Source organism: Sphingobacteriales bacterium (assembly GCA_016706405.1).
Taxonomy (GTDB): Bacteria; Bacteroidota; Bacteroidia; order Chitinophagales; family UBA2359; genus BJ6.
Genome location: JADJJT010000001.1, coordinates 1,299,128 through 1,322,320, shown reverse-complemented (window position 1 = coordinate 1,322,320; position 23,193 = coordinate 1,299,128). Strand labels below are relative to the sequence as shown.

34 protein-coding genes are annotated in these 23,193 nt (G+C 40.4%); all 34 read left to right on the top strand.

From position 1 onward, the window contains the following. Positions 1-257 precede the first annotated feature (257 nt). The 34 genes from IPI59_05095 to rplQ all read left to right on the top strand — a co-directional run bounded on the left by IPI59_05095 (position 258) and on the right by rplQ (position 23,177). Entirely contained in the window at positions 258-2,636 is a 2,379-nt protein-coding gene (locus tag IPI59_05095) for a bifunctional (p)ppGpp synthetase/guanosine-3',5'-bis(diphosphate) 3'-pyrophosphohydrolase (protein MBK7526926.1), read from the top strand. Between the two features lie 483 nt (positions 2,637-3,119). Beyond that, complete coding sequence (locus IPI59_05090; GenBank protein ID MBK7526925.1) at positions 3,120-3,548, top strand: 30S ribosomal protein S12; 429 nt, start codon at positions 3,120-3,122, stop codon at positions 3,546-3,548. Positions 3,549-3,610: 62 nt separating this feature from the next. Continuing rightward, positions 3,611-4,078, top strand: coding sequence for a 30S ribosomal protein S7 (rpsG, locus tag IPI59_05085; protein MBK7526924.1), 468 nt, complete (start codon positions 3,611-3,613; stop codon positions 4,076-4,078). 168 nt (positions 4,079-4,246) lie between these two features. Beyond that, a complete protein-coding gene (gene fusA / locus IPI59_05080; protein MBK7526923.1) occupies positions 4,247-6,376 on the top strand; it encodes an elongation factor G in 2,130 nt (709 codons plus the stop codon). A gap of 6 nt (positions 6,377-6,382) precedes the next feature. Next, the gene (rpsJ, locus tag IPI59_05075) at positions 6,383-6,691 is read left to right on the top strand and encodes a 30S ribosomal protein S10 (GenBank protein MBK7526922.1); all 309 of its coding nucleotides are present in this window, start codon (positions 6,383-6,385) and stop codon (positions 6,689-6,691) included. Between the two features lie 121 nt (positions 6,692-6,812). After that, positions 6,813-7,430 carry a 50S ribosomal protein L3 gene (rplC, locus tag IPI59_05070; protein MBK7526921.1) on the top strand — a complete coding sequence of 206 codons (618 nt, stop codon included), beginning with the start codon at positions 6,813-6,815 and terminating at the stop codon, positions 7,428-7,430. Between the two features lie 22 nt (positions 7,431-7,452). Continuing rightward, positions 7,453-8,076, top strand: coding sequence for a 50S ribosomal protein L4 (gene rplD / locus IPI59_05065; GenBank protein ID MBK7526920.1), 624 nt, complete (start codon positions 7,453-7,455; stop codon positions 8,074-8,076). A gap of 26 nt (positions 8,077-8,102) precedes the next feature. Continuing rightward, positions 8,103-8,414 carry a 50S ribosomal protein L23 gene (gene rplW, locus IPI59_05060; protein ID MBK7526919.1) on the top strand — a complete coding sequence of 104 codons (312 nt, stop codon included), beginning with the start codon at positions 8,103-8,105 and terminating at the stop codon, positions 8,412-8,414. A gap of 66 nt (positions 8,415-8,480) precedes the next feature. Beyond that, a complete protein-coding gene (rplB, locus tag IPI59_05055; GenBank protein ID MBK7526918.1) occupies positions 8,481-9,305 on the top strand; it encodes a 50S ribosomal protein L2 in 825 nt (274 codons plus the stop codon). A gap of 44 nt (positions 9,306-9,349) precedes the next feature. Continuing rightward, positions 9,350-9,616: a 30S ribosomal protein S19 gene (rpsS, locus tag IPI59_05050; GenBank protein ID MBK7526917.1), complete on the top strand. Its 267-nt coding sequence runs from the start codon at positions 9,350-9,352 to the stop codon at positions 9,614-9,616. 56 nt (positions 9,617-9,672) lie between these two features. Then, positions 9,673-10,041 (top strand): 50S ribosomal protein L22, encoded by a 369-nt coding sequence (rplV, locus tag IPI59_05045; GenBank protein ID MBK7526916.1) that lies wholly within the window; start codon positions 9,673-9,675, stop codon positions 10,039-10,041. 63 nt (positions 10,042-10,104) lie between these two features. After that, positions 10,105-10,959, top strand: coding sequence for a 30S ribosomal protein S3 (rpsC, locus tag IPI59_05040; GenBank protein MBK7526915.1), 855 nt, complete (start codon positions 10,105-10,107; stop codon positions 10,957-10,959). A gap of 158 nt (positions 10,960-11,117) precedes the next feature. Further along, positions 11,118-11,537 (top strand): 50S ribosomal protein L16, encoded by a 420-nt coding sequence (rplP, locus tag IPI59_05035; GenBank protein ID MBK7526914.1) that lies wholly within the window; start codon positions 11,118-11,120, stop codon positions 11,535-11,537. Positions 11,538-11,583: 46 nt separating this feature from the next. Then, entirely contained in the window at positions 11,584-11,796 is a 213-nt protein-coding gene (gene rpmC / locus IPI59_05030) for a 50S ribosomal protein L29 (GenBank protein ID MBK7526913.1), read from the top strand. 104 nt (positions 11,797-11,900) lie between these two features. Continuing rightward, the gene (gene rpsQ / locus IPI59_05025) at positions 11,901-12,173 is read left to right on the top strand and encodes a 30S ribosomal protein S17 (protein MBK7526912.1); all 273 of its coding nucleotides are present in this window, start codon (positions 11,901-11,903) and stop codon (positions 12,171-12,173) included. 32 nt (positions 12,174-12,205) lie between these two features. After that, positions 12,206-12,574, top strand: coding sequence for a 50S ribosomal protein L14 (gene rplN, locus IPI59_05020; protein MBK7526911.1), 369 nt, complete (start codon positions 12,206-12,208; stop codon positions 12,572-12,574). Between the two features lie 123 nt (positions 12,575-12,697). Continuing rightward, on the top strand, positions 12,698-13,054 hold the full coding sequence (rplX, locus tag IPI59_05015) for a 50S ribosomal protein L24 (GenBank protein ID MBK7526910.1): 357 nt from the start codon (positions 12,698-12,700) through the stop codon (positions 13,052-13,054). A 21-nt stretch (positions 13,055-13,075) separates the two neighbouring features. Further along, the gene (rplE, locus tag IPI59_05010) at positions 13,076-13,621 is read left to right on the top strand and encodes a 50S ribosomal protein L5 (GenBank protein ID MBK7526909.1); all 546 of its coding nucleotides are present in this window, start codon (positions 13,076-13,078) and stop codon (positions 13,619-13,621) included. Positions 13,622-13,704: 83 nt separating this feature from the next. Beyond that, positions 13,705-13,974, top strand: coding sequence for a 30S ribosomal protein S14 (gene rpsN, locus IPI59_05005; protein MBK7526908.1), 270 nt, complete (start codon positions 13,705-13,707; stop codon positions 13,972-13,974). A gap of 103 nt (positions 13,975-14,077) precedes the next feature. Next, positions 14,078-14,485, top strand: coding sequence for a 30S ribosomal protein S8 (rpsH, locus tag IPI59_05000; GenBank protein MBK7526907.1), 408 nt, complete (start codon positions 14,078-14,080; stop codon positions 14,483-14,485). 44 nt (positions 14,486-14,529) lie between these two features. Continuing rightward, positions 14,530-15,081, top strand: coding sequence for a 50S ribosomal protein L6 (rplF, locus tag IPI59_04995; GenBank protein ID MBK7526906.1), 552 nt, complete (start codon positions 14,530-14,532; stop codon positions 15,079-15,081). A gap of 168 nt (positions 15,082-15,249) precedes the next feature. Next, positions 15,250-15,615 (top strand): 50S ribosomal protein L18, encoded by a 366-nt coding sequence (gene rplR, locus IPI59_04990; GenBank protein ID MBK7526905.1) that lies wholly within the window; start codon positions 15,250-15,252, stop codon positions 15,613-15,615. A gap of 46 nt (positions 15,616-15,661) precedes the next feature. After that, positions 15,662-16,183 carry a 30S ribosomal protein S5 gene (gene rpsE, locus IPI59_04985; GenBank protein MBK7526904.1) on the top strand — a complete coding sequence of 174 codons (522 nt, stop codon included), beginning with the start codon at positions 15,662-15,664 and terminating at the stop codon, positions 16,181-16,183. 64 nt (positions 16,184-16,247) lie between these two features. Further along, a complete protein-coding gene (gene rpmD / locus IPI59_04980; protein ID MBK7526903.1) occupies positions 16,248-16,427 on the top strand; it encodes a 50S ribosomal protein L30 in 180 nt (59 codons plus the stop codon). Between the two features lie 6 nt (positions 16,428-16,433). Then, complete coding sequence (gene rplO, locus IPI59_04975; GenBank protein ID MBK7526902.1) at positions 16,434-16,886, top strand: 50S ribosomal protein L15; 453 nt, start codon at positions 16,434-16,436, stop codon at positions 16,884-16,886. Positions 16,887-16,999: 113 nt separating this feature from the next. Beyond that, a complete protein-coding gene (secY, locus tag IPI59_04970; GenBank protein MBK7526901.1) occupies positions 17,000-18,361 on the top strand; it encodes a preprotein translocase subunit SecY in 1,362 nt (453 codons plus the stop codon). A 131-nt stretch (positions 18,362-18,492) separates the two neighbouring features. After that, a complete protein-coding gene (gene map / locus IPI59_04965; GenBank protein ID MBK7526900.1) occupies positions 18,493-19,287 on the top strand; it encodes a type I methionyl aminopeptidase in 795 nt (264 codons plus the stop codon). A 99-nt stretch (positions 19,288-19,386) separates the two neighbouring features. Next, positions 19,387-19,605, top strand: coding sequence for a translation initiation factor IF-1 (gene infA, locus IPI59_04960; protein ID MBK7526899.1), 219 nt, complete (start codon positions 19,387-19,389; stop codon positions 19,603-19,605). Positions 19,606-19,688: 83 nt separating this feature from the next. After that, on the top strand, positions 19,689-19,805 hold the full coding sequence (rpmJ, locus tag IPI59_04955) for a 50S ribosomal protein L36 (protein MBK7526898.1): 117 nt from the start codon (positions 19,689-19,691) through the stop codon (positions 19,803-19,805). A 3-nt stretch (positions 19,806-19,808) separates the two neighbouring features. After that, a complete protein-coding gene (rpsM, locus tag IPI59_04950; GenBank protein ID MBK7526897.1) occupies positions 19,809-20,183 on the top strand; it encodes a 30S ribosomal protein S13 in 375 nt (124 codons plus the stop codon). A gap of 149 nt (positions 20,184-20,332) precedes the next feature. Then, the gene (gene rpsK, locus IPI59_04945) at positions 20,333-20,728 is read left to right on the top strand and encodes a 30S ribosomal protein S11 (GenBank protein ID MBK7526896.1); all 396 of its coding nucleotides are present in this window, start codon (positions 20,333-20,335) and stop codon (positions 20,726-20,728) included. A gap of 58 nt (positions 20,729-20,786) precedes the next feature. After that, positions 20,787-21,395, top strand: a complete 609-nt coding sequence (gene rpsD / locus IPI59_04940; GenBank protein ID MBK7526895.1) for a 30S ribosomal protein S4 — start codon at positions 20,787-20,789, stop codon at positions 21,393-21,395. 181 nt (positions 21,396-21,576) lie between these two features. Continuing rightward, positions 21,577-22,572, top strand: coding sequence for a DNA-directed RNA polymerase subunit alpha (locus tag IPI59_04935; GenBank protein ID MBK7526894.1), 996 nt, complete (start codon positions 21,577-21,579; stop codon positions 22,570-22,572). Between the two features lie 65 nt (positions 22,573-22,637). Then, complete coding sequence (rplQ, locus tag IPI59_04930; GenBank protein MBK7526893.1) at positions 22,638-23,177, top strand: 50S ribosomal protein L17; 540 nt, start codon at positions 22,638-22,640, stop codon at positions 23,175-23,177. Positions 23,178-23,193: the final 16 nt, after the last annotated feature.

Sequence of the window (23,193 nt, the reverse complement as noted above, 5' to 3'; positions counted from 1 at the left end):
AAAACTTTGGCAACTTAGTTTATTTTACCCTAAAATTTTGGTTCTAAGGAAGCTAAAGCCAAAAGACTCACCCTAATCATAAATACAAACAATCCTCCTTTCTATTGCAATCAAAAATACTAAACTAACAAAATAGGATGGTATCACTTGGTTGCAGCCCCTTTTGTTATGCTGTTTTAACGCTAATTCTATGCCATAATAATTTTTTCATTCATCACTTATTTTTTTTATTTGATACAACTATACACCTTATATTTATGATTTTGCTGAGCCGAGAAACCACCCCCCCGTTGTTAATAAAGCCTTTAACAGACGAAGAAGAAAACGTAATAGTAGAAAAGGCTTTTAATGACTTGATGAAATTCTGTACCTACTTGCCGGATGATACCTATGCCGGAATACGCCAGGCTTTTGAATTTGCCCGCGATAAACATAAAGGTATGTATCGCAAAAGCGGCGAGCCCTATATTTTGCACCCTATTACCGTAGCCAAAATTGTAGCTACCGACATGAACCTCGATGCCGAATCTATTAAAGCCGCTTTGCTGCACGACGTACACGAAGATACAGCTACCCCGCTCGAAGATATTGAGCATTATTTTGGCTTGCAAATCAGATTTTTAGTGGAAGGGCTTTCGAAAATTAAAGGCTTTGTTGACGACCGCTCCTTTGTTGAAAAACAAGCCGAAAATATCCGGAAAACCCTGGTAACGCTTGGCAGCGATATCCGAATTATTTTGATAAAAATTGCCGACCGCTTGCATAACATGCTTACCATGAAATCCATGCCATACGACAAGCAAATACGCATTGCCTCCGAAACTCTTGCCCTTTACGTGCCAATAGCTCATAGGTTAGGCATGTATAAAATAAAATCACAACTCGAAGACCTCTGCATGAAATGCACACAGCCTCACGTTTATAAAGCTATTCATACAATGCTTAACCGCGAGAAAAAACGCGAACGCGAAGCCTTTATTCAAAAAATTGTCGCCCCAATTAAAAAAATACTTGAAGCCGAAGGACATAAAAATTTAGATATCTATGGCCGCCCCAAACATATTTTTTCGATTTACCAAAAAATGCAAGCCCGTGGCCAAACAACCATAGACGATATTTATGACCTTTTTGCTATTAGAATTATTTTTGACGTTGAAGGAGAGTTTGAAGATCTTGAAGCATATAAAAAGGAAGAAAGAAAAATAATATGGAACGTATTTGCCCTTGTTTCAACTATTTATCAAACTGTACCCGGACGCCATAAAGACATGGTTAACCACCGTAAAGAAAACGAATATCAAGCATTACACGACACCTTTACCGGGCCCGATGGACGCCGCTTCGAGGTGCAAATTCGCAGCAAACGCATGGATAATATTGCCGAACGCGGCATTGTAGCCCACTGGAATTATAAAAACAAAAAGAGCGAAAACAAAATTCTTATGCCCGCCGGATTAGATAACTGGTTGGCCAAAGTGCGCGACTTTTTAGCCCAAATGCATACAGACGAACACAATGCGCTTAATTGGGTACGCGAATTTACACATGAATTATATAAAGACGAAATTATAGTATCAACACCAGCCGGAGAAATAAAATATTTGCCCGCAGGCGCAACAGTACTTGATTTTGCTTACGAAGTACATACCGAATTAGGAAATACCTGCGTAGGTGCTAAAATTAATAAACGCGACAAACTATACAATATTGACCACGAACTAAGCAGCGGCGACACCATATCTATTATTACTTCAAAGCGGCAAAAACCTAATCTCGATTGGCTGAATTTTGCCAGAACAAGCCGCGCAAGGTCAAAAATACGCAGTACCATCAATACCCAAAAACGAGATCTAGCACAAGCAGGGCAAGAAATTTTAACCCGCAAATTGAAAAGCCTAAAAATAAACGAAAATGACCATGTCCTGCAACAAATTGCCTTCTATTTTAAATTAGAAACCATACAAGATTTATACATAAGTATTGCCAAAGAACATATTAATATTGAAGACCTGCGCCAGCTTTCTTTTTTGGGCGACAAAATGATAGCAACACCCGAAGAAAAGAAAGCTGCTCAAGCCCTTACCAGCGATGTTATTACCGAAATTGAAAATAAAATCAACAATAAATTTAACTCCAATAACACACAGTACAGTGGAGGAGTAACTGTTTTTGAAGGCTTTGCCGACAAAGTTGACTATTCAATTGCCACTTGTTGCCACCCCGTTCCAGGCGACAGTATTATCGGCTTTGTTTCTATCTCAAACGGCATACGTTTACACCGCGAAAGCTGTACCAACGTACCTAACCTAATTTCAAAATATCCTTACCGCGTAGTAAAGGTACGCTGGGCTAAACAAAGCAAAGAAATTTTATTTCATGTGGGTTTGCGTATCGTTGGCCAAGATGATATTGGCGTAGTATTGCGCCTTGGCAATATCATATCGGGTGAGATGCAACTAAATATGCGCTCGCTAAAATTAGATGCCGGCGAAGGACTCGGCCTTTTTGAAGGCTATATAGAAGTATATGTAAAAAATAACCGCCAACTTAACGAATTAATTAAGCGCCTTAAAGACGAGCCCGGCATTTATAGCGTAGCACGCGAAGGCGATTTAATTGACACCTCTACATCGTAATACAAACATAATCATCAGATTAAGAAGAGTACTACATTATAGAGTCGAGCTTCAGCTATCCGGAAAATAAATTACCCGGAAGAAAAAGCACAACTTCCGGATAATTTCAAATACTAAACTCAAAAAAAATCATTTTTTTTTAAAAAAAATAGGCTTAGAAGGTGCACATCCAAAAAATAAGCGTATCTTTGCGCTCTCATTTGGCGATTAGCATATTTTAACCGCCCGAAACTGCCTCTTACCAACGATATAACAGGTCTTTAGCTGATATCAAATAATTAACGGTATATCGGTTTCGTAACGTAAACACAACTCAAACAATTTGTTTGATACTTGTAAAAGAGTTAGGGTTTGTTATTGATTTACAATAATTACAAGCTTTGTTGTGCCTTGCAAATCGTTGTGTAAAATATTTTTTTAACCGAATACAATAATCGGTAAGGTAAATTTTGTACCTTTGCCGCCCATTTAAACGGCGCAAGTATGCCAACTATACAACAATTAGTGCGTAAAGGCCGCGAACAACAAAAATCGGCCAGTAAATCGAGGGCTTTAAATGCTTGTCCACAGCGCCGCGGCGTATGTACCCGCGTTTATACTACCACGCCCAAAAAACCCAACTCTGCCTTGCGTAAAGTAGCTAAAGTGCGCTTAACACATGGCGTAGAAGTAATTGCATACATACCCGGCGAAGGCCATAACCTGCAAGAGCACTCAATAGTATTAGTGGCCGGCGGCAGGGTAAAAGACCTGCCCGGGGTGCGTTATACCATTGTGCGCGGCGCACTTGATACCTCTGGCGTAGATAAACGCCGACAAAGCCGCTCGCTTTATGGCGCAAAACGCCCAAAACCAGGCCAGGCAGCAGCCCCCGGCAAAGGTGGTAAACCCGCACCCGGCAAAAAGAAATAACCCCACCCCTTTAATCTATAACGCTATATAAAATAAGCCACTGCAAAACGTAGAGATTTAAAATGCGTAAAACAAAAGCTAAAAAAAGACCCCTCGCACCCGATGTGCGCTTTAACGACCCACTCGTTACCCGCTTTGTAAATATGATGATGTACGAAGGAAAAAAAAGTACTTCGTTCGCCGTTTTTTACCAAACAGTTGACGCCGTGAGTCAAATGGCCAGCGAAGATGGCTACGAAGTATGGAAAAAAGCCCTTAATAATATAATGCCACAGGTTGAAGTGCGCAGCCGCCGGATTGGAGGCGCAACCTTCCAAATTCCAACCGAAATACGCCCCGACCGCCGTATATCAGTAGGCATGAAATGGATGATTTTGTTTGCTCGCAAACGCCCCGGAAAATCAATGGCACAAAAATTAGCCAACGAAATTGTAGCAGCCGCAAAAAGCGAAGGTGGTGCAGTTAAAAAGAAAGAAGATACACACCGTATGGCCGAGGCCAACAAAGCTTTTGCACATTTTAGAGCCTAAAAATAGAAATAAAAATTAAAGCTGTTTTGGCTTGGATTTCAAAATAAAAAAACAAATATATCCGGATAGCCCCAAAATAATAAAACTCAATTACCTAACATTAGTAAACTTGCATCCGGAAATTCAATAACTCATATTATAATCAAATATTTTTTTAATTTATAAAACATGGCACGCGATTTAAAATTCACCCGGAATATTGGTATTGCCGCACATATTGATGCTGGCAAAACCACTACTACCGAGCGAATTCTGTACTACACCGGCTTAACACATAAATTGGGTGAAGTACACGATGGTACCGCTACAATGGACTGGATGGAGCAAGAGCAAGAGCGCGGTATAACTATTACATCGGCAGCTACTCGCGTTGGGTGGAAATACCGCAACGATGAGTACCAAATAAATGTTATTGACACCCCCGGCCACGTTGACTTTACCGTAGAGGTAGAGCGTTCGTTGCGAGTTTTAGATGGGGTAGTGGCACTATTTTGTGCTGTTGGAGGCGTTGAGCCACAATCTGAAACAGTATGGCGTCAAGCAAACCGCTATAGTGTGCCACGCATTGGCTTTGTAAATAAAATGGACCGTACAGGTGCTAACTTTTTAGAGGTAGTTGACCAGGTTCGCCGCATTTTAGGTGCAAACGCCGTTCCTATTCAATTGCCTATTGGTGCTGAAAATAATTTCCGTGGTATTGTTGACTTAATTACTAATAAAGCATTTATTTGGACTGGCGAAGACAAAGGTATGACCTTTAACGAGGTGCCAATTCCGGAAGATATGGTTGAGTTGGCAGCCGAATACCGCCAAGCATTAATTGAGGCAGTGGCCGACTACGACGACCAAATTTTAGAAAAGTTTTTTGACGACCCCGATACTATCACCGAAGCCGAAGTAATGGCCGCAATCCGCGCTGCTACTATTGGCATGGCTATTATACCTATGATGTGCGGTGCCTCCTTTAAAAACAAAGGAGTGCAACAACTATTAGATGCCGTTATAACCTATTTGCCATCGCCACTTGATAAAGAAGCAATTATAGGCTCGCATCCGGATACCGGCGCTGAAGTTATCCGGAAACCTGACGTGAAAGAACCTTTTTCTGCCTTGGCTTTTAAAATTGCTACCGACCCCTATATTGGCCGCCTTTGTTTTATGCGTGTTTATTCGGGCAAAGTAGATGCTGGTTCTCAAGTGTTAAATACTCGTACCGGTAAACGCGAACGCATCGGGCGTCTGTTTCAGATGCACGCAAATAAGCAAAATCCCATCGAAACCATTGAAGCTGGCGATATTGGTGCTGGCATGGGTTTTAAAGATATAAAAACAGGCGATACCCTTTGCGATGAAAGCAACCCCATCGTTTTGGAAAGCATGTCGTTCCCCGAGCCAGTAATTCAGTTAGCCATTGAGCCTAAAACACAAAAAGATTTAGATAAATTAGGGATAGGGTTGTCAAAATTAGCCGAAGAGGACCCCACTTTTAAAGTTAGTTTTGACGAAAATACCGGCCAAACAATTATTGCCGGAATGGGCGAGTTGCACCTTGAAATTATTGTTGACCGCTTGAAACGCGAGTTTAAAGTTGAATGTAACCAGGGTGCACCACAAGTGAATTATAAAGAAGCTATTACCCGCACTTTGCAACACACAGAAGTGTATAAGAAGCAAACAGGTGGACGTGGTAAATTTGCAAAAATATCTGTTGAAGTTTCTCCCGCCGGTATTGACCCCGAAACCGGAGAAGCAAGACTTGGCTTAGAATTTATTAACGATATTGTCGGCGGTTCAATTCCACGCGAATTTATACCGGCTGTACAAAAAGGTTTTGCTGCTGCCATGGTCAATGGCCCATTGGCTGGCTACGAAATGCCTTCGTTAAAAGTTCGGTTGTTCGATGGCGGTTTCCACGCCGTTGACTCTGACAGTTTTTCGTTTGAAATGTGTGCAAAATTAGCCTATCGCGAGGCAACACGCGCCGCTGGTGCACAAATTTTAGAGCCAATTATGAAGCTAGAAGTAATTACACCCGAAGATTATAGCGGTAACGTTATGGGCGACCTTAACCGCCGCCGCGGTATGATTGAGGGAATGGACTCGAAAAACAATGCTCAGGTTGTAAAAGCCAAAGTGCCACTCTCAGAGATGTTTGGTTATGTAACTTCGTTGCGTACGATTACTTCTGGACGGGCTACTTCTACAATGGAATTTTCGCACTATGCACCTGCTCCCGAAGGCATAGCCAAGGAGGTAATTGCTAAATCACAAGGTAAAATTAAAGCCGAAATTGATTAATATATTATGGCCACACAACGAATTCGTATCAAACTCAAGTCGTATGACCACAATTTAGTGGACAAGTCGGCCAAGAAAATTGTTAAGACCGTACAAGCTACTGGCGCGGTGGTAAATGGCCCTATACCATTACCTACACAAAAGAAAATTTTTACGGTATTGCGCTCGCCGCACGTTAACAAAAACTCGCTCGAACAGTTTCAACTGTTTACTTATAAGCGACTATTAGACATTTATAGCTCGACCAATAAAACTATAGATGCCTTGATGAAACTTGAATTACCCAGTGGGGTTGACGTAGAAATAAAAGCATAAAAAATTAAAAGAACCTGTTATTGAGGATATACGGACAGGCAGTCATAAAAAAAACTATCCGGAAAAAATGCCACAACAACAGATTTACTCCTTCACCATCAAACCGTTTCAGTATAAGCCGATGAAAGGTTTAATCGGAAAGAAAATTGGGATGACCAGCTACTTTAATGAAAGTGGCCACCAAATACCCTGCACGATTGTTTTAGCCGGTCCGTGCGCTGTTACACAAATTAAAACCGAAGAAAGCGATGGTTACAACGCTATTCAGTTAGGTTTTGACGATGCTAAAGTATCAAATGTGACGAAGCCCCAAAAAGGGCATTTCGAGCGCGCTGGCGTAAGCCCTAAGCGCAAAGTAATAGAGTTCCGTGACTATGATCTGGAGGCTGCGCTTGGCTCCGAAATTAAAGTTGATATATTCAACGAGGGCGACATAGTAGATGTAGTAGGCACGTCGAAAGGCAAGGGCTTTCAGGGCGTAGTACGCCGCCATAATTTTGGTGGTGTAGGCCGCCGCACACACGGGCAGCACAACCGCGAGCGTGCTCCCGGGTCTATTGGAGCCTCTTCGTTTCCCTCGCGTGTATTAAAAGGCATGCGCATGGCAGGCCGTATGGGTGGCGAACGAGTTAAAGTTCGCAACCTTGAAATTGTTAAAATTTTATCTGATAAAAACATTTTGCTTATTAAAGGCGCATTGCCTGGCAGCAAAGGTTCGTATGTAACCATTGTTAAGTAAGAAATAAAAAACCAATACTACTATGCGAATAGCAGTTTTAAATACAAATGGTCAGCCAACAGGTCGCGAGGTAGAATTGCCAGACAGCATTTTTAACCTTGAGCAACCAAACGACCACGCCATATATTTGGCGGTAAAACATTACTTGGGCAATCAACGCCAAGGAACACATAAATCAAAAGAGCGCGGCGAAATGTCAGGCTCAACCCGGAAATTGCACCGCCAAAAAGGAACCGGCGGGTCGCGCAAAGGCGATATCAATAACCCTTTGTACAAGGGTGGTGGCCGTGTATTTGGCCCTCGTCCTCGCAGCTACCGTTCGGATTTGAATAAAAAAGTGAGGTTGTTGGCAAAAAAATCGGCTTTAACGTATAAAGCCCGCGAAAATAGTATTATGGTTTTAGAAGATTTTGATTTTGACAGCCCTAAAACGAAGCAGTATATTAATATTCTTAAAAACTTGGGTTTGACTGGCCGTAAATCCTTGATGGTGCTGGCCGATGTTCGTCCAAATGTATTTTTATCTTTGCGCAATATACCAAAAACAAATATAGCTTTGGTAAATAACTTAAATACCTATAGCATTTTAAATAGTGGTACTCTTATTTTAAGCGAAAGTGCTGCAAAAAGTTTTACTGATAATTAAACAACCACCAATTAGCATAACCGTATATGGCACAAGAAATTCTTATCCGGCCGGTAATAACCGAGAAAGCAACCTACTTGTCGAGTGACAAGTTGAAAGCTCGTCAATATACATTTTTGGTTAATCCCAAATCAAATAAATTAGAAATTAAAAAGGCAATAGAAGAAATGTATGGTGTTGGTGTGAAGTCTGTAAATACGGCTATCATGCCCCGTAAAAATAAATCGCGCTTTACAAAGCGAGGTGTAGTTTCGGGTCATACGGTTTTGCGTAAAAAAGCCTATGTTACTTTAGCTGAAGGCGAAACAATAGATGTTTACGGCAATACTGAAGCATAAGGTTTATAAGTTAATAAAACAAACAATAAAATTCCATCTATTAGCAAATAATAGTGTTTTATAAAAATGGCAATTAAAAAATTTAATCCAATAACCCCCGGCACCCGGTACAAAATTGCAAACGCATTTGCCGAACTAACTACGGATAAGCCCGAAAAAAGCTTGTTATCGAAGGGTGGTAATACTGGTGGCCGCAACAACCAAGGCCGTTTAAGTGTACGCTACCGCGGGGGTGGTCATAAACAACGCTACCGTATAGTAGATTTTAAACGCGAAAAACACGGTATTCCTGCTGTTGTTAAAACTGTCGAGTACGACCCTAATCGCACAGCTTTTATAGCTTTGGTAGCGTATGCCGATGGCGAAAAACGTTATATCTTGGCTCCGGATGGAATTAAAGTAGGCCAAACAATTGTATCGGGCGCAGAAGCTACGCCTGATTTGGGTAATACACTTTGCTTGCGCGATATTCCTTACGGTACGCTAATTCATAATATAGAGTTAGAACCCGGACAAGGAGGTGTAATGGCGCGGAGTGCTGGCACTTATGCGCAATTAGCCGCAAAAGACGGTCGCTATGCGATACTTAAAATGCCAAGTGGCGAAACACGGATGGTATTGTTAACCTGCATGGCAACTATTGGAAAGGTTTCAAACGCCGACCATAGCCTTGAAAAATTAGGCAAAGCAGGCCGAAACCGCTGGTTGGGTCGCAGACCACGCAACCGCGGTGTAACCATGAACCCTGTGGATCACCCAATGGGTGGTGGCGAAGGTCGTGCCTCGGGTGGACACCCCCGCTCGCGCAAAGGCTTGTATGCTAAAGGTAAAAAAACACGCAGTCGTACAAAAGCATCTGGTAAATTAATTGTAAGTCAACGCCCTCGATAAATTTTAAGCCGATTGGTAAACTAACGAAAATTTTATTTTATTTTATGGCACGTTCATTAAAAAAAGGCCCATATATACATCATAAACTGCAAAAGAAAATAGATGTGCTAAACACTACTACTAAAAAAACAGTAGTAAAAACATGGTCGCGGGCATCTATGATTACCCCCGAATTTGTAGGACACACATTTGCTGTACATAATGGTAACAAATTTATTCCGGTTTATGTAACCGAAAATATGGTAGGTCATAAATTGGGCGAATTTGCCCCAACCCGTAACTTTAGAGGCCACGCTGCCAAAAAGAAATAAATAACAAACATTAAAACAATAGCGTTTTAGCATACTAATTTTTTATTAATAAGTATATGGAAGCAATTGCCAAACTGCGTAATCACCCAAGTTCGCCCCGCAAAATGCGTTTGCTAGCCGACATTGTGCGCGGCCAAGAAATAGGTCATGCCATGAATGTTTTGCGCTTTTCGCGCAAACATGCCGCAAAACCCTTGTATAAGTTGTTGCGCTCGGCATTAGCAAACTGGGAACAAGCACACGGACGTGCCGATGAAAATTTTATTTTTATTTCGCATCTGACCGTCGATGGTGCCCGTTCATTGAAACGTATTAAGCCTGCTCCAATGGGCCGAGCTTATCGGGTGAGTAAACGCTCTAATCATGTAACGGTAGTGTTAACAGCTATCGAAAAAATACAACAAAACTTAACAGAAAATAATTAATATTACCAATAACAGTTTATACTATAAAATGGCAATAAGCCATAGTTTTATTTCCAATTTGTTATGGGACAAAAAGTAAATCCAATAGCCAACCGTTTAGGATATATTCGTGGATGGGATTCGAATTGGTACGCAAAACCATCCGAATTTCCGGATAAATTACACGAAGACGAGCGTATCCGCACGTATTTATCGGCCCGTATCGCTAAAGGCGGCATAGCTCGAATTGTAATTGAGCGCACCTTAAAACGCATTACTATTACCGTACATACTGCGCGTCCGGGTATTATTATTGGCAAAGGAGGTAATGAGGTGGACTTGATTCGCAAGGAATTGATAAAATTAACCAATAAAGATGTGCATATTAATATTGCCGAAATTAAACGTCCGGAGTTAGATGCCAATATCGTAGGAGAAACGATTGCTAAACAAATTGAAGCCCGGATTAGCTATAAACGCGCTATTAAAATGGCTATAGGCAGCACAATGCGTATGGGTAGTGAAGGAATAAAAGTTCGGGTTGGTGGTCGATTAGGTGGTGCTGAAATAGCCCGTCGTGAAGAATACAAGCAAGGACGTACCCCGCTACATACATTTAGAGCTGATATTGACTATGCAGTTAAAGAAGCACATACCGTTTACGGAAAAATAGGTATAAAGGTTTGGATATGCAAAGGAGAGGTGTTTGGCAAACGGGACTTGGCCCCTCAAGCCGAAACAAAATCTGTAGGAGGCCCCGGCGGCGGGAATGACCGTGGCGGCGATAACAGACGACGTGGAGGCGGTGATGGCGGTGGAAGACGTGAACGCGGTAGCGGCGGTGACGGTGGCGGAAGACGTGAGCGCGGCGGTGGCGGAAGACGTGAGCGCGGTGGAAACCAGGAACGCAATAATACTAATAATAACGATAATGCTTAAATAACTAAGCAACTATAATCACGCACGATAATAACAACCACAAGTTTACATTACAACAACACATAAAAAATTTTTAATTGCTTGCCATAATATAAATAGTAAACTATATTTTAATTGTCTTACTTTGCTTATTGGAAAGCTAAAAAAACTAAGCGGTTATGTTACAACCAAAACGCACTAAATACAGAAGGGTACAGAAAGGCCGAATGAAAGGCGACGACCATCGTGGAGCCACGTTAGCATTTGGCACCTTTGGCTTAAAAGCGCTTGAGTCGCATTGGTTGACGGCGCGTCAAATAGAAGCTGCCCGTGTGGCACTAACACGCCATATGAAACGTGAAGGGAAAGTATGGATTCGGGTGTTTCCGGACAAAGTAGTAACCGCTAAGCCACAGGAGGTGCGGATGGGTAAAGGTAAAGGTGCACCCGACCATTGGGTAGCAGTAGTTAAACCTGGCCGCATTTTGTTTGAAGTTGAAGGTGTGCCCTTGGCACTTGCTACTGAAGCACTGCGCTTAGGAGCACAAAAATTGCCAATACCCACAAAATTTGTAGTACGCACCGATTATCAAGAATAGAAGCTTTTTTTAATATTATTAACATTCTATAAAACAGTCTAAAGTTATGGCCAAGGCAGAAAAAACAAATCTAAAAGCAATGAGTACAGACGAACTGCAAGATGCAGTTGCCTCAGAGCGCGTGCAATTACGCCGGATAAAATTTAATGCTGCTACCGGAGAAACGGTAGATGCCTACTCGACACGCAATTCGCGCAAAACAATTGCCCGTCTGTTGACCGAGTTGCGCACCCGCGAAATTGCTGCCGCCAAAAATTAGAATGCTCCTTAACACAAAATCAATCAATTTATTACTATTACTAATAACGCACTCTTTCAACCAATTAGTAGGTAGTTTAGCCTTAACGAAATAATACTATTATTATGTTAAATAATACAGAGGTAACAAGAAATTTACGGAAACAACGTATTGGGGTTGTAACCAGCGACAAAATGGAAAAAACTATTACAGTAACCATTGAGCGTAAAATTAAACACCCTATTTACGGAAAATTCCTTAAGCGCAGCAAAAAATATACAGCGCACGACGAAAAAAATGATTGTAAAACTGGCGACATAGTGCGCATTATGGAAACACGCCCGCTTAGCAAAAACAAACGCTGGCGTTTGGTTGAAATTATAGAACGTGCAAAATAATATCTCATCTTTCTTCTTATATACAAAAGGCCATGATTCAGCAAGAAACTCGAATAAAAGTAGCCGACAACAGCGGCGCAAAAGAAGCCTTGTGCATTCGTGTACTTGGCGGAACTCGCCGGCGTTATGCCTCGGTGGGCGATGAAATTGTTATAACCGTAAAATCGGCCCTGCCTTCGAGCAATATAAAGAAAGGTACGGTGTCAAAAGCGGTGGTTGTGCGAACTACTAAACAAGTTCGCCGTAAAGATGGTAGCTATATTTCGTTTGATGATAATGCCGTCGTATTAATAAATAACGCCGGTGATCTGCGCGGAACAAGGGTTTTTGGTCCTGTAGCTCGTGAACTACGCGATAAAGGATTTACCCGTATTGTGTCATTAGCTCCGGAAGTACTTTAACCAGCTCTTCTTTCCGGAATATTTTTTAAATATCATCGATATTAGTATTCAATCCTAAATCAACAACACCTAAGGGAACAAACAAAACCCTAGCCATATTAAAAATAGCAATTTTTTCTAGAAATGGAAAGCAAATATAAAATATCAGTTAGCCGCTTTGCCCCCAAATTCCATGTGAAAAAGGGCGATGAAGTGATGATAATTGCCGGAGAATTTAAGGGCAAACAAGGTAAAGTATTAAAAATTTATACTAAAACTGGCCGTGCTACGGTAGAAGGTATAAATGTAGTTACCCGTCATTACCGTAAAAATGCCCAAACAAATAACGAAGGCCGCGTGCTTGAAAAAGAAGCACCAATTCATATCTCGAACCTCATGTTAATTGACCCCAAAACGGGCAGCCCTACACGTGTAGGTATAAAAATTGAAAACAATAAAAAAATTCGTTACGCTAAAAAATCAGGGGAGGTGATTAAATAATACATAATGGCAAACAAATATATACCTCGTATTAAAACCAAATACCATACTGAAATAGTACCAGCCTTAAACGAACAATTTCAATATAAGTCGGTAATGCAAGTTCCACGCTTATTGAAAATTTGCATCAATCAGGGGTTAGGCGCTGCCACGCAGGATAAAAAGTTAATAGAAACGGCTATTGATGAAATGAGTACCATCACAGGGCAAAAAGCCTTGGCTACAAAAGCTCGTAAATCTATCTCGAACTTTAAATTGCGCGACGGAATGCCAATTGGTGCTCGAGTAACTTTACGTGGTGAACGCATGTGGGAGTTTTTAGACCGCTTAATATCGGTAGCATTGCCCCGTGTGCGCGACTTTAGAGGCGTTAACAATAAAGCATTTGACGGACGCGGCAACTATACCTTAGGTATAACCGAACAAATTATTTTTCCGGAAATAGATATCGACAAAGTTCCCCGTATTCAAGGCATGGATATTACATTTGTAACCTCGGCGCCTAACGACCAAGAAGCATTTGCCCTACTTAAAGCATTAGGAATGCCTTTTCAAACAGCAAAGTAAGTAAATAATTAAAAAAAGTTTTGTATCTTTGCAACCCGTTTTGCAAATTACACCATAAAAACACCTTATTATTAGTAATAAAAATGGCAAGAAAATCAATTATTGCTCGTGAAATTAAACGCGAACGTTTGGTAGCCAAATATGCCGAAAAACGTGCAAAATTAAAAGAGGCCGGAGACTACGAAGGGTTAGATAAATTGCCCCGGAACGCCCTGCCTGTGCGCCTGCACAACCGCTGTAACTTAACCGGAAGACCCAAAGGCTATATGCGCTATTTTGGTATCTGCCGGGTTAAATTCCGCGACTTGGCTTCGATGGGTAAAATTCCGGGTGTTAAAAAAGCAAGTTGGTAAACCTAAAATCTATATTAATCAGTAGTTGGTTATTTATTTTCATTTTCAATGTTTAACCACTATTTTTTTCTTTTAATAATCCTATTATAATATAACAAGCGAAATGTCTGCTGTAACCGATCCAATAGCCGATTACCTAACAAGGATTCGTAATGCACAAATGGCCAACCACCGTGTTGTAGAAATCCCTGCCTCTAACGTAAAAAAACGCATGACCGAAATCTTGTATGAAAATGGCTTTATCTTTCGCTATAAGTTTGAAGAAACAGCCAATAATCAAGGCGTCATTAAAATTGCCTTAAAATACGACCCTATATCTAAATTGCCTATTATTAGGGAATTAGTTCGTTATAGTCGTCCAGGCTTGCGGCAATACGCCAAATGTAGCGACCTTCCACGCTATAAAAGTGGTCTTGGTATAGGTATCGTCTCAACCTCAAGGGGTGTAATCACTGATAAGGAAGCCCGCAAATTAAATATTGGCGGTGAAGTACTTTGTTTTGTATATTAATTTTTTATTATCCTGCACCGCAAATTAAATAAATATTTATTACCATGTCTCGTATAGGTAAAATGCCCATAACCGTTCCTGCAAACGTCAATATAGATATTGATAAAAACAATATGCTAACTGTAAAAGGCCCAAAGGGTGAACTTAAATTAGCTGTTGACAGGGATATTGAATTAAAAGTAGAAGATAATAATTTAACTGTAAATCGCCCCACCGACCAAAAGCGCCACCGCTCATTACATGGTTTGTACCGTGCTTTGGTGAATAATATGGTCTTAGGCGTTTCTCAAGGTTTTACCACTATACTCGAATTGGTAGGTGTGGGTTATAGAGCAACTTGCACAGGTCAGATACTTGAGCTACAACTTGGTTTCTCACATCCAATTTACTTTGTATTACCCAAAGAAGTAACTGCAACAACAACCGCTGAAAAAGGGCAAAACCCTTCCATTATACTTCAGTCTTTGGACAAGCAATTGTTAGGGCAGGTTTGTGCAAAAATACGCTCCTTCCGGAAACCTGAACCATTTAAAGGCAAGGGTATCTTGTTTAAAGGCGAAGTTATACGCCGCAAAGCAGGCAAAACTGCTGCCTAGTTTCTTTGATAATTGCTATAACATTATTTAGATACACACTATACTTCTTGTTATCGCTTTATATTTACCAGTAAGTAAAATTCACTTAGAACATTAGTATCAACTTAATAAAAAATAGATAAATATATCAGATTCGACTTTAAACGTTGAATCATGGCATAAAAAAAAATAATTACCATGGCTGTCAACAAGGCATCACGTCGCAAAAAAATACATCTTAAAGTGCGCAAAAAAATTCAGGGCACCAGTCAACGTCCACGACTTGCGGTGTTCAGAAGCAATAAATATATATACGCACAATTAATAGACGACTCAAAGGGTATCACTTTGGGTTGGGCATCATCAAAAGATCCGGCTATTGTTGCTGCTGGCGGCAACAAGGTTGATCAATCAAAAAAAGTTGGTGCTTTGCTTGCCGAACGTGCCTCGGCTGCCGGAGTTACAGAAGTTGTATTTGACCGTGGTGGCTTTTTATATCATGGACGTATAAAAGCAATAGCTGACGGTGCACGTGAAGGAGGTTTACAGTTTTAGATTAATCATCTTTATATTAAATTCGCAAAAATAGCATTTATTATACATGGCAAAGATACATTATAACCGGGTACGCCCAAATTCAACAGAAGGTCTTAACCATAAATCAATTGGCGTAAACAGGGTGGCAAAAGTTACCAAAGGTGGACGTACATTTACATTTGCCGCCATGATTATAGTTGGCGATGCTAACGGAACGGTTGGTTATGGTTTAGGTAAAGCTCGTGAGGTTAGCGAAGCTATGGACAAAGGTAAAGACGATGCTTTCAAAAATCTTATCAAAGTATCTGTTGTTGATGGCACTATACCACACGAACAATTAGGTAAATATGGGGCAGCAATAGTATTAATTAAACCCGCATCGAAAGGTACAGGCGTAATTGCCGGCGGCGCAATGCGTGCTGTTTTAGAAAGTGCCGGGGTGCACAACGTAATTGCTAAGTCCTTAGGTTCCTCTAACCCTCACAACGTAGTAAAAGCAACTCTTAATGCGCTTGCCTTATTGCGCGAACCCCAAACCATTGCAAAACAAAGGGCCACAACAGTTGGCAAAGTATTGAACGGATAAAAATAAAAAACCTGTTATTTATATTTTTTATTATTAATAAAGGCCGCAACTCGCAAATATAACCATGAGTAAAGTACGTATTAAACAAGTAAAAAGCGCAATTGACCGCCCAGTTAGGCAAAAGGCAACCCTTAAAGCATTGGGCATTCGTAAAATGCAACAAACCGTTGAGCACGAAGCTACACCGCAAATAAAAGGTATGATTGCCAAAGTAGCCCATTTAGTTACCGTAGAAAACGTTTAATAAACCATGAATATACTTAGTAATTTACGCCCTGCAAAAGGCAGCACCAAATCAAGCAAACGTATTGCCCGTGGCGAAGGCTCGGGACATGGCAATACGGCAACCCGCGGCTTAAAAGGTGCCAAATCACGCTCAGGCTACCACCGAAAGTTTAACCACGAAGGCGGTCAAACACCTATCCAACGCCGTTTGCCCAAACGCGGTTTTAAAAATATTAATCGCATAGAATACGTTGCTTTTAATTTATCTGAATTGCAATATTTTGCCGATAAACATAATTTAACCGATATCAGCTTCGAGACACTACGTCAATGCCATTTAGTGCAGCAAAACGATAAAGTAAAACTCTTGGCTAAAGGCAATTTGTCAAAACCATTAACCGTAAAACTTCACGCAGCAAGCGAAAAAGCCAAACAAGCCGTTGAAGCGGCAGGTGGAAGCTTTGAACCAATTGCTTAATTAATTTAAATATATCCATCCGGAAAGCGCCACCCTGTTTTGTATAATATATTGCATATCTCAAAAGGAATGGCCTTTCTACATCTAAATATACCTCAACCTAGCGGTACACCATGAAAGGCTTTATAGAAACGATTAAAAATATTTTTAGTATAGAAGAGTTGCGCAAAAAACTCATCTATACCTTTTTATTGATATTTATATATCGGATTGGTACTTACATTGTTTTGCCCGGCGTTGACCCCAATGCTTTGGGTGATTTGGCCAAGTCGGGCGGCTCCGGATTACTGGGTTTACTCGACATGTTTGTAGGTGGCTCGTTTAACCGTGCCTCCATATTTTCATTGGGTATTATGCCATATATCTCGGCATCAATAGCAGTGCAGTTACTTACGATGGCGGTACCTTATTTTCAAAAATTACAAAAAGAAGGTGAGAGCGGTCGAAGAAAAATAAACCAATTGACCCGCTACCTTACTATAGGCGTTACTATCTTACAAAGTGTAGGTTATATTACGTACTTGCGCTATACAGCAGGTCCAGCCATTGTTATAGATCCATTTTTGTTCTCAATATCAACCGTTATTGTATTAACAGCTGGTACTATATTTTGTATGTGGTTGGGCGAGCGCATTACCGACAAAGGTATTGGCAATGGTATTTCGTTCATAATAGCGGTTGGTATTGTAGCGCGTTTTCCGTTTGCAATTGCAGCCGAATTCAATGCTAAAACAGCTTCGGGCGGCGGTGGACTAATCTTCTTCTTGCTCGAAATTTTATTCTTTTTGGCCATTGTTGTATTTTGTATTGTGCTTACCCAAGCAGTACGCCGAATTCAAGTGCAGTATGCTAAAAGAGTGGTAGGAAACAGGCAAACAAGCGGTTCTCGCTCATTTATTCCAATTAAACTCAATACGGCTGGGGTAATGCCCATCATATTTGCACAAGCTATTCTATTTATTCCCTCATTCGTGGCCCAATTTATGCCCGAATCAGAAATGATGCAAAATATACAAAACAATGGTTACGTTGGAACATTTTGGTACGAAGCTATTTATTTCATAATTGTATTGGCCTTTACTTATATTTATACGGCTATTATGATTAACCCAACCCAAATGGCCGACGACCTTAAACGAAATGGCGGGTTTATCCAAGGTGTAAAACCTGGTGCCGAAACAGCCGAATATATAGATGGAGTAGTATCGAGATTAACTTTGCCAGGTGGTATATGCTTAGCATTCATAGGCGTACTTCCGGCCATTGTTGCCGGATTAGGTGTAACCTCGCAGCTATCCGGATTTTTTGGCGGCACCTCGTTGCTAATTATGGTAGGTGTGCTACTTGATACCCTCCAACAAATAGAAACCCACTTGTTAAATCAGAAATATGATGGCTTAATTGCAGGTGGCTCACGAATTCGTGGCCGTAATGCCTATGCCGATACAGACTTAGAACAGCAAACAACGAAATAAAAAATAATATTGTAAGAAAATAAATACGGAGAAAAATAACCCAAGAAATATCATTGCTAAATAAAAAAGTTCTTTCTACAATCAATTTAAAACCAGCTAATTAAGCCTTGCGCCGTAGAACCTCAAAAGATATTTACTATAAAACAAACGATGAAATTGAGTTAATACGACAAAGTTGTTTGTTAGTTGGTAAAACACATGCGGCGTTAGTGCCTTTTATAAAACCCGGAGTTACAACCAAGCGGTTAGATGTGTTAGCCGAGGAATTTATTAGAGACAACCAAGCGATTCCGGGCTTTAAAGGGTACAATGGTTTTCCGGCAACCTTATGTATATCGGTTAATGATGCCGTAGTACATGGATTACCAAGTGATTACCAATTAGGCGAAGAGGATGTAATTTCTATTGATTGTGGCGTTTTGGCAAATGGTTTTTATGGAGACTCAGCTTATACCTATTGCTTTAAAGCCGTTAGTACTGAGGTCGTAAAACTTTTGCAAGTTACAAAAGAGTCGTTATATAAAGGCATAGAACAGGCAGTAGTTGGTAAACGAATAGGCGATATAGGATTTGCAATACAACAATATACTGAACGTATTAATAATTACGGTGTAGTACGCGAATTGGTAGGACATGGAGTTGGAAAAAACCTGCACGAAGCACCTGATGTGCCTAACTATGGAAGAAGAGGAGATGGTATTAAACTATTGCAGGGTTTGGTTTTGGCTATCGAGCCAATGATTAATTTAGGAAGAAAAGAAATAGTAGGTGATGAAGATAAGACAACAATTAGAACAGCCGATGGGAAAGCATCGGCACATTTTGAACATACCATCACAATTGGTAAACAAACAGCCGATATTTTGTCGTCATTCAGTGAAATTGAAGCGGCATTAAAAAATAATGAGTATTTAGCGTTTGTGTAGATACAAATTCTTAAAAAAAACTGTATCTTTGCGTGCTAATTCAGTTTTTGGCAAATAAGTACCAAAAACACCTCATTATGTTACCTTTTGTTTACCCTTATGGCCAATAAAGACCTTATTATATTAGATGGCATTGTTACTGAATCGTTAGGAAACGCAAAATATAGGGTTAAGTTAGAGAATGGACACGAAATAATAGCACATATATCCGGAAAAATGCGTATGAATTATATCCGGATTCTACCAGGAGATAAGGTAATGATAGAAATGACCCCATACGATTTGACCAAAGGTCGCATCACATATCGTTATAAATAAATTAATTAATATAATTGCCATAGCGTTACTGTTAATAATAGAAAGCGCGAAAGGCAAATAACTAAAAAAAACTTACAGACGTCATGAAAGTTCGTGCATCTGTTAAAAAACGAAGCGCCGATTGCATCGTTGTACGACGCAAAGGTAAGCTTTTTATTATTAACAAAAAGAACCCAAAGCTTAAACAAAGACAAGGATAAAATATGGCTCGTTTAGCAGGTGTTGATTTGCCCCGTATGAAACGCGCTTGTATTGGCTTAACCTATATTTATGGAGTTGGCAATACACGCGCAAAAGAAGTACTCGATAAGGCAAAAATTGACCACAATAAAAAGGTTAAAGACCTTTCAGACGAGGAAGTTACTCGTTTGCGTGTAGTATTAGGCGATTATACCCTTGAGGGAGAATTGCGCGCCGAAACTCAATTGAGCATAAAACGCTTAATGGATATCGGCTCTTACCGAGGTATTCGGCACCGTAAGGGCTTGCCCTTGCGCGGGCAACGTACACGTACCAACGCCCGTACACGGAAAGGTAAACGCAAAACGGTTGCAGGTAAAAAGAAAGTAGGTAAATAAACCTAGATAGTTATAACCTGCCGAAGCAGCGTCAGTCGTTACGATATTTATATTTTTTATTGTTTTAATAACTATAAGTTGCTTAAAACAATATGTTTTTTATTAAATCATATAATCTATTAGCGTAAAATCGCTTCAAAATAATTGCCATGGCAAAAGTTAAAGGCAAAAAAGTAGTAAAAAAACGAATTGTTAAGGTCGAAGCCGATGGCCGTGCCTATATTCAGGCCAGCTTTAACAATATTATTGTTACAATGACCAACGCCGGCGGCCAAGTTATATCTTGGGGGTCGGCTGGTAAAGCTGGCTTCCGCGGCTCGAAAAAAAATACACCCTATGCTGCACAGGTAGCCGCACAAGATGCCGCCTCGGTTGCCCATGAGGCCGGGTTGCGCAGGGTAGAGGTGTTTGTACGTGGTCCCGGCTCAGGACGCGAATCTGCTATACGCACCATTACCCAAAGCGGGATTGAAGTTACTTTGATACGCGATATAACACCATTACCTCATAATGGCTGCCGCCCACCAAAACGTAGGCGTGTATAAAATAATTTTTTTAAGCAAAATTTTAATAGAACGCAAACAAATTGCATTATAAAAATATATGGCACGATATACCGGACCTGCAACTAAAATAGCTCGCAAATTTGGAGAGGCCATTTTTGGCTATGACCGATCTTTCGAAAAACGCCAATATCCGCCCGGGCAACATGGACTTTCTAAAAAACGCAAAAGCACAACAAGCGAGTATGGAATCCAATTGACAGAAAAACAAAAAGCTAAATATACTTATGGCGTTTTAGAACGCCAATTCCGCCGTACTTTCCACGAGGCTGCTCGCCGACATGGTATTACCGGCGAAATATTATTGCAGTTGTTAGAATCGCGTTTAGATAACGTAGTTTACCGCTTGGGCTTGGCGCCTACACGCCGCGCAGCCCGCCAGTTAGTTACACACCGTCATATCCTTGTTAATGGTAATCGGGCAAATATACCTTCAATGTTTCTGCAACCCGGCGATGTTGTAGGCGTTGTGCCTAAAAGCCTTGAACTTGAGTTTATTAAATCGGCCGTTGCAAAACGCGGAAAACAATATAATTGGTTAGACTGGAACAATGAAACAAATGTGGGCACTTTTATTGCTTTGCCTCAACGTGCTGATATTCCGGAAAATATAAACGAACAACTAATCGTAGAGTTATATTCAAAGTAAAATTAAATTAGTTATAAGCCGATTTTTTAATTAGGTGCTAACTGACCAATAACACTTACAATTAACAATATTTACTTTTTTACTTTATTAATTAGCTTGGTGTAGTAGTTGCTTTTTCTTTCACTTGCCTGCTACTTTTATCTATAAACTGTTAAAACATTTTTTAACCTCAACTAACAATATGGCATTACTTGCTTTTCAAAAGCCCGAAAAAATTGTTGCGCAAAAAACAACCGACTTTAAAGGTGTTTTTGAGTTTCGCCCCCTTGAACCTGGTTTTGGTGTTACCGTAGGTAACGCTTTACGGCGCGTACTACTTTCGTCTTTAGAAGGCTACGCTATTACCGCAATCAAAATTGAAGGCGTTGACCACGAGTTTGATTCCATAAAAGGGGTTATTGAAGATGTAACTGAAATTATACTGAACCTTAAACAGGTTCGACTAAAAAAATACGTTAAAGAAGATCCTACCGAAAAACTGTTTATTGTTGTGTCGGGGCAAACCGAGTTTAAAGCAGGTGATATTGAAAAGCAAAATACAACCTACCGCGTAATGAATCCGGATTTTGTAATTTGCCAAATGGAACCATGGGTTAAACTTGAAATCGAACTGACAATACACAAAGGCCGTGGCTATCTTCCTGCCGAAGATAATAAACCTAAAGAATGGGTTAATGGCATTATTCCTATTGACGCCATATTTACACCCATTAAAAATGTACGCTACAATATTGAAAATACAAGGGTAGAACAAAAAACTGACTTCGAGAAACTTATTATTGAAATTGTAACAGATGGGTCTATTCATCCGGAAGATGCGATTAAAGAAGCTGCAAAAATCCTCATTCAGCATTTGATGCTTATATCAGACGAAAACATAACCTTTGATGTTAGGGCAGAAGAAGAAGAAGATGTAGTTGATGAGCAATTACTACACATGCGCAAAATATTAAAAACACCCCTCGAAGATCTTGACCTTTCTGTACGGGCATATAACTGCCTTAAAGCAGCTAAAATTAATAACCTTTCGGAATTGGTACATTATGATACAAATACACTTATAAAATTCCGGAATTTTGGTAAGAAGTCATTAAACGAAATCGAAGCACTTATAAATACCAAAGGTTTGACCTTTGGTATGGACTTATCTAAATACAAACTTGACGAAGACTACTAAACACTATTTAATTTGCCCCATTAGGCAACGATAAATTTTAACTTTACTATTTATTATCATACATCATGCGTCACGGTAAAAAAATTAACCATTTGGGCCGCAAGGCAGAACACCGCCAGGCATTATTGGCTAACATGGCAGCATCGTTAATTGAACATAAACATATTAAAACAACCTTGGCAAAAGCAAAAGCTTTGCGCAAGTATGTTGAGCCGTTAATTACTAAATCGAAAGATGACTCGACCCATGCCCGCCGTGTAATATTTAGCTATTTGCAAAATAAAGAGGTGGTGAAAAAACTTTTTGCCGAAGTTGCCCCCAAAATTGCTGACCGACCAGGTGGCTATACCCGGATTTTAAAAACCGGCTTCCGCTTGGGTGATAACGCCGAAATGTGTTATATGGAGTTGGTAGATTTTAATCCTTTCGCAGCCGCTGCTCAAGGTGACGAAAGTGCTACCCGCAAGCGCACACGCCGCAGCCGCCGTAAAGGTGCTGCTGACTCTACTGTAGAAACCGCTGCTGCCGCTACTTACGAAGATGTTGTTGCCGACGAAATAGTAGCCAACGAAAATACTGAGGTAACAGAAGACGAAACTAAATAATATAAGTCAGTAAAGC

Coding starts and splice junctions, on each gene's coding strand:
- rpsN (MBK7526908.1), top strand. CDS start 13,705: ATGGCAAGAAAATCAATTATTGCTCGTGAAATTAAACGCGAACGTTTG.
- rplF (MBK7526906.1), top strand. CDS start 14,530: ATGTCTCGTATAGGTAAAATGCCCATAACCGTTCCTGCAAACGTCAAT.
- rpsK (MBK7526896.1), top strand. CDS start 20,333: ATGGCAAAAGTTAAAGGCAAAAAAGTAGTAAAAAAACGAATTGTTAAG.
- rplB (MBK7526918.1), top strand. CDS start 8,481: ATGGCAATTAAAAAATTTAATCCAATAACCCCCGGCACCCGGTACAAA.
- IPI59_05090 (MBK7526925.1), top strand. CDS start 3,120: ATGCCAACTATACAACAATTAGTGCGTAAAGGCCGCGAACAACAAAAA.
- secY (MBK7526901.1), top strand. CDS start 17,000: ATGAAAGGCTTTATAGAAACGATTAAAAATATTTTTAGTATAGAAGAG.
- rpsQ (MBK7526912.1), top strand. CDS start 11,901: ATGTTAAATAATACAGAGGTAACAAGAAATTTACGGAAACAACGTATT.
- infA (MBK7526899.1), top strand. CDS start 19,387: ATGGCCAATAAAGACCTTATTATATTAGATGGCATTGTTACTGAATCG.
- rpsM (MBK7526897.1), top strand. CDS start 19,809: ATGGCTCGTTTAGCAGGTGTTGATTTGCCCCGTATGAAACGCGCTTGT.
- rpsH (MBK7526907.1), top strand. CDS start 14,078: ATGTCTGCTGTAACCGATCCAATAGCCGATTACCTAACAAGGATTCGT.
- rpmD (MBK7526903.1), top strand. CDS start 16,248: ATGAGTAAAGTACGTATTAAACAAGTAAAAAGCGCAATTGACCGCCCA.
- rplX (MBK7526910.1), top strand. CDS start 12,698: ATGGAAAGCAAATATAAAATATCAGTTAGCCGCTTTGCCCCCAAATTC.
- rpmJ (MBK7526898.1), top strand. CDS start 19,689: ATGAAAGTTCGTGCATCTGTTAAAAAACGAAGCGCCGATTGCATCGTT.
- rpsJ (MBK7526922.1), top strand. CDS start 6,383: ATGGCCACACAACGAATTCGTATCAAACTCAAGTCGTATGACCACAAT.
- rplN (MBK7526911.1), top strand. CDS start 12,206: ATGATTCAGCAAGAAACTCGAATAAAAGTAGCCGACAACAGCGGCGCA.
- rplQ (MBK7526893.1), top strand. CDS start 22,638: ATGCGTCACGGTAAAAAAATTAACCATTTGGGCCGCAAGGCAGAACAC.
- rpsC (MBK7526915.1), top strand. CDS start 10,105: ATGGGACAAAAAGTAAATCCAATAGCCAACCGTTTAGGATATATTCGT.
- rpsS (MBK7526917.1), top strand. CDS start 9,350: ATGGCACGTTCATTAAAAAAAGGCCCATATATACATCATAAACTGCAA.
- IPI59_04935 (MBK7526894.1), top strand. CDS start 21,577: ATGGCATTACTTGCTTTTCAAAAGCCCGAAAAAATTGTTGCGCAAAAA.
- IPI59_05095 (MBK7526926.1), top strand. CDS start 258: ATGATTTTGCTGAGCCGAGAAACCACCCCCCCGTTGTTAATAAAGCCT.
- rpsG (MBK7526924.1), top strand. CDS start 3,611: ATGCGTAAAACAAAAGCTAAAAAAAGACCCCTCGCACCCGATGTGCGC.
- rpmC (MBK7526913.1), top strand. CDS start 11,584: ATGGCCAAGGCAGAAAAAACAAATCTAAAAGCAATGAGTACAGACGAA.
- rpsD (MBK7526895.1), top strand. CDS start 20,787: ATGGCACGATATACCGGACCTGCAACTAAAATAGCTCGCAAATTTGGA.
- rplP (MBK7526914.1), top strand. CDS start 11,118: ATGTTACAACCAAAACGCACTAAATACAGAAGGGTACAGAAAGGCCGA.
- rpsE (MBK7526904.1), top strand. CDS start 15,662: ATGGCAAAGATACATTATAACCGGGTACGCCCAAATTCAACAGAAGGT.
- fusA (MBK7526923.1), top strand. CDS start 4,247: ATGGCACGCGATTTAAAATTCACCCGGAATATTGGTATTGCCGCACAT.
- rplD (MBK7526920.1), top strand. CDS start 7,453: ATGCGAATAGCAGTTTTAAATACAAATGGTCAGCCAACAGGTCGCGAG.
- rplO (MBK7526902.1), top strand. CDS start 16,434: ATGAATATACTTAGTAATTTACGCCCTGCAAAAGGCAGCACCAAATCA.
- rplW (MBK7526919.1), top strand. CDS start 8,103: ATGGCACAAGAAATTCTTATCCGGCCGGTAATAACCGAGAAAGCAACC.
- rplC (MBK7526921.1), top strand. CDS start 6,813: ATGAAAGGTTTAATCGGAAAGAAAATTGGGATGACCAGCTACTTTAAT.
- rplV (MBK7526916.1), top strand. CDS start 9,673: ATGGAAGCAATTGCCAAACTGCGTAATCACCCAAGTTCGCCCCGCAAA.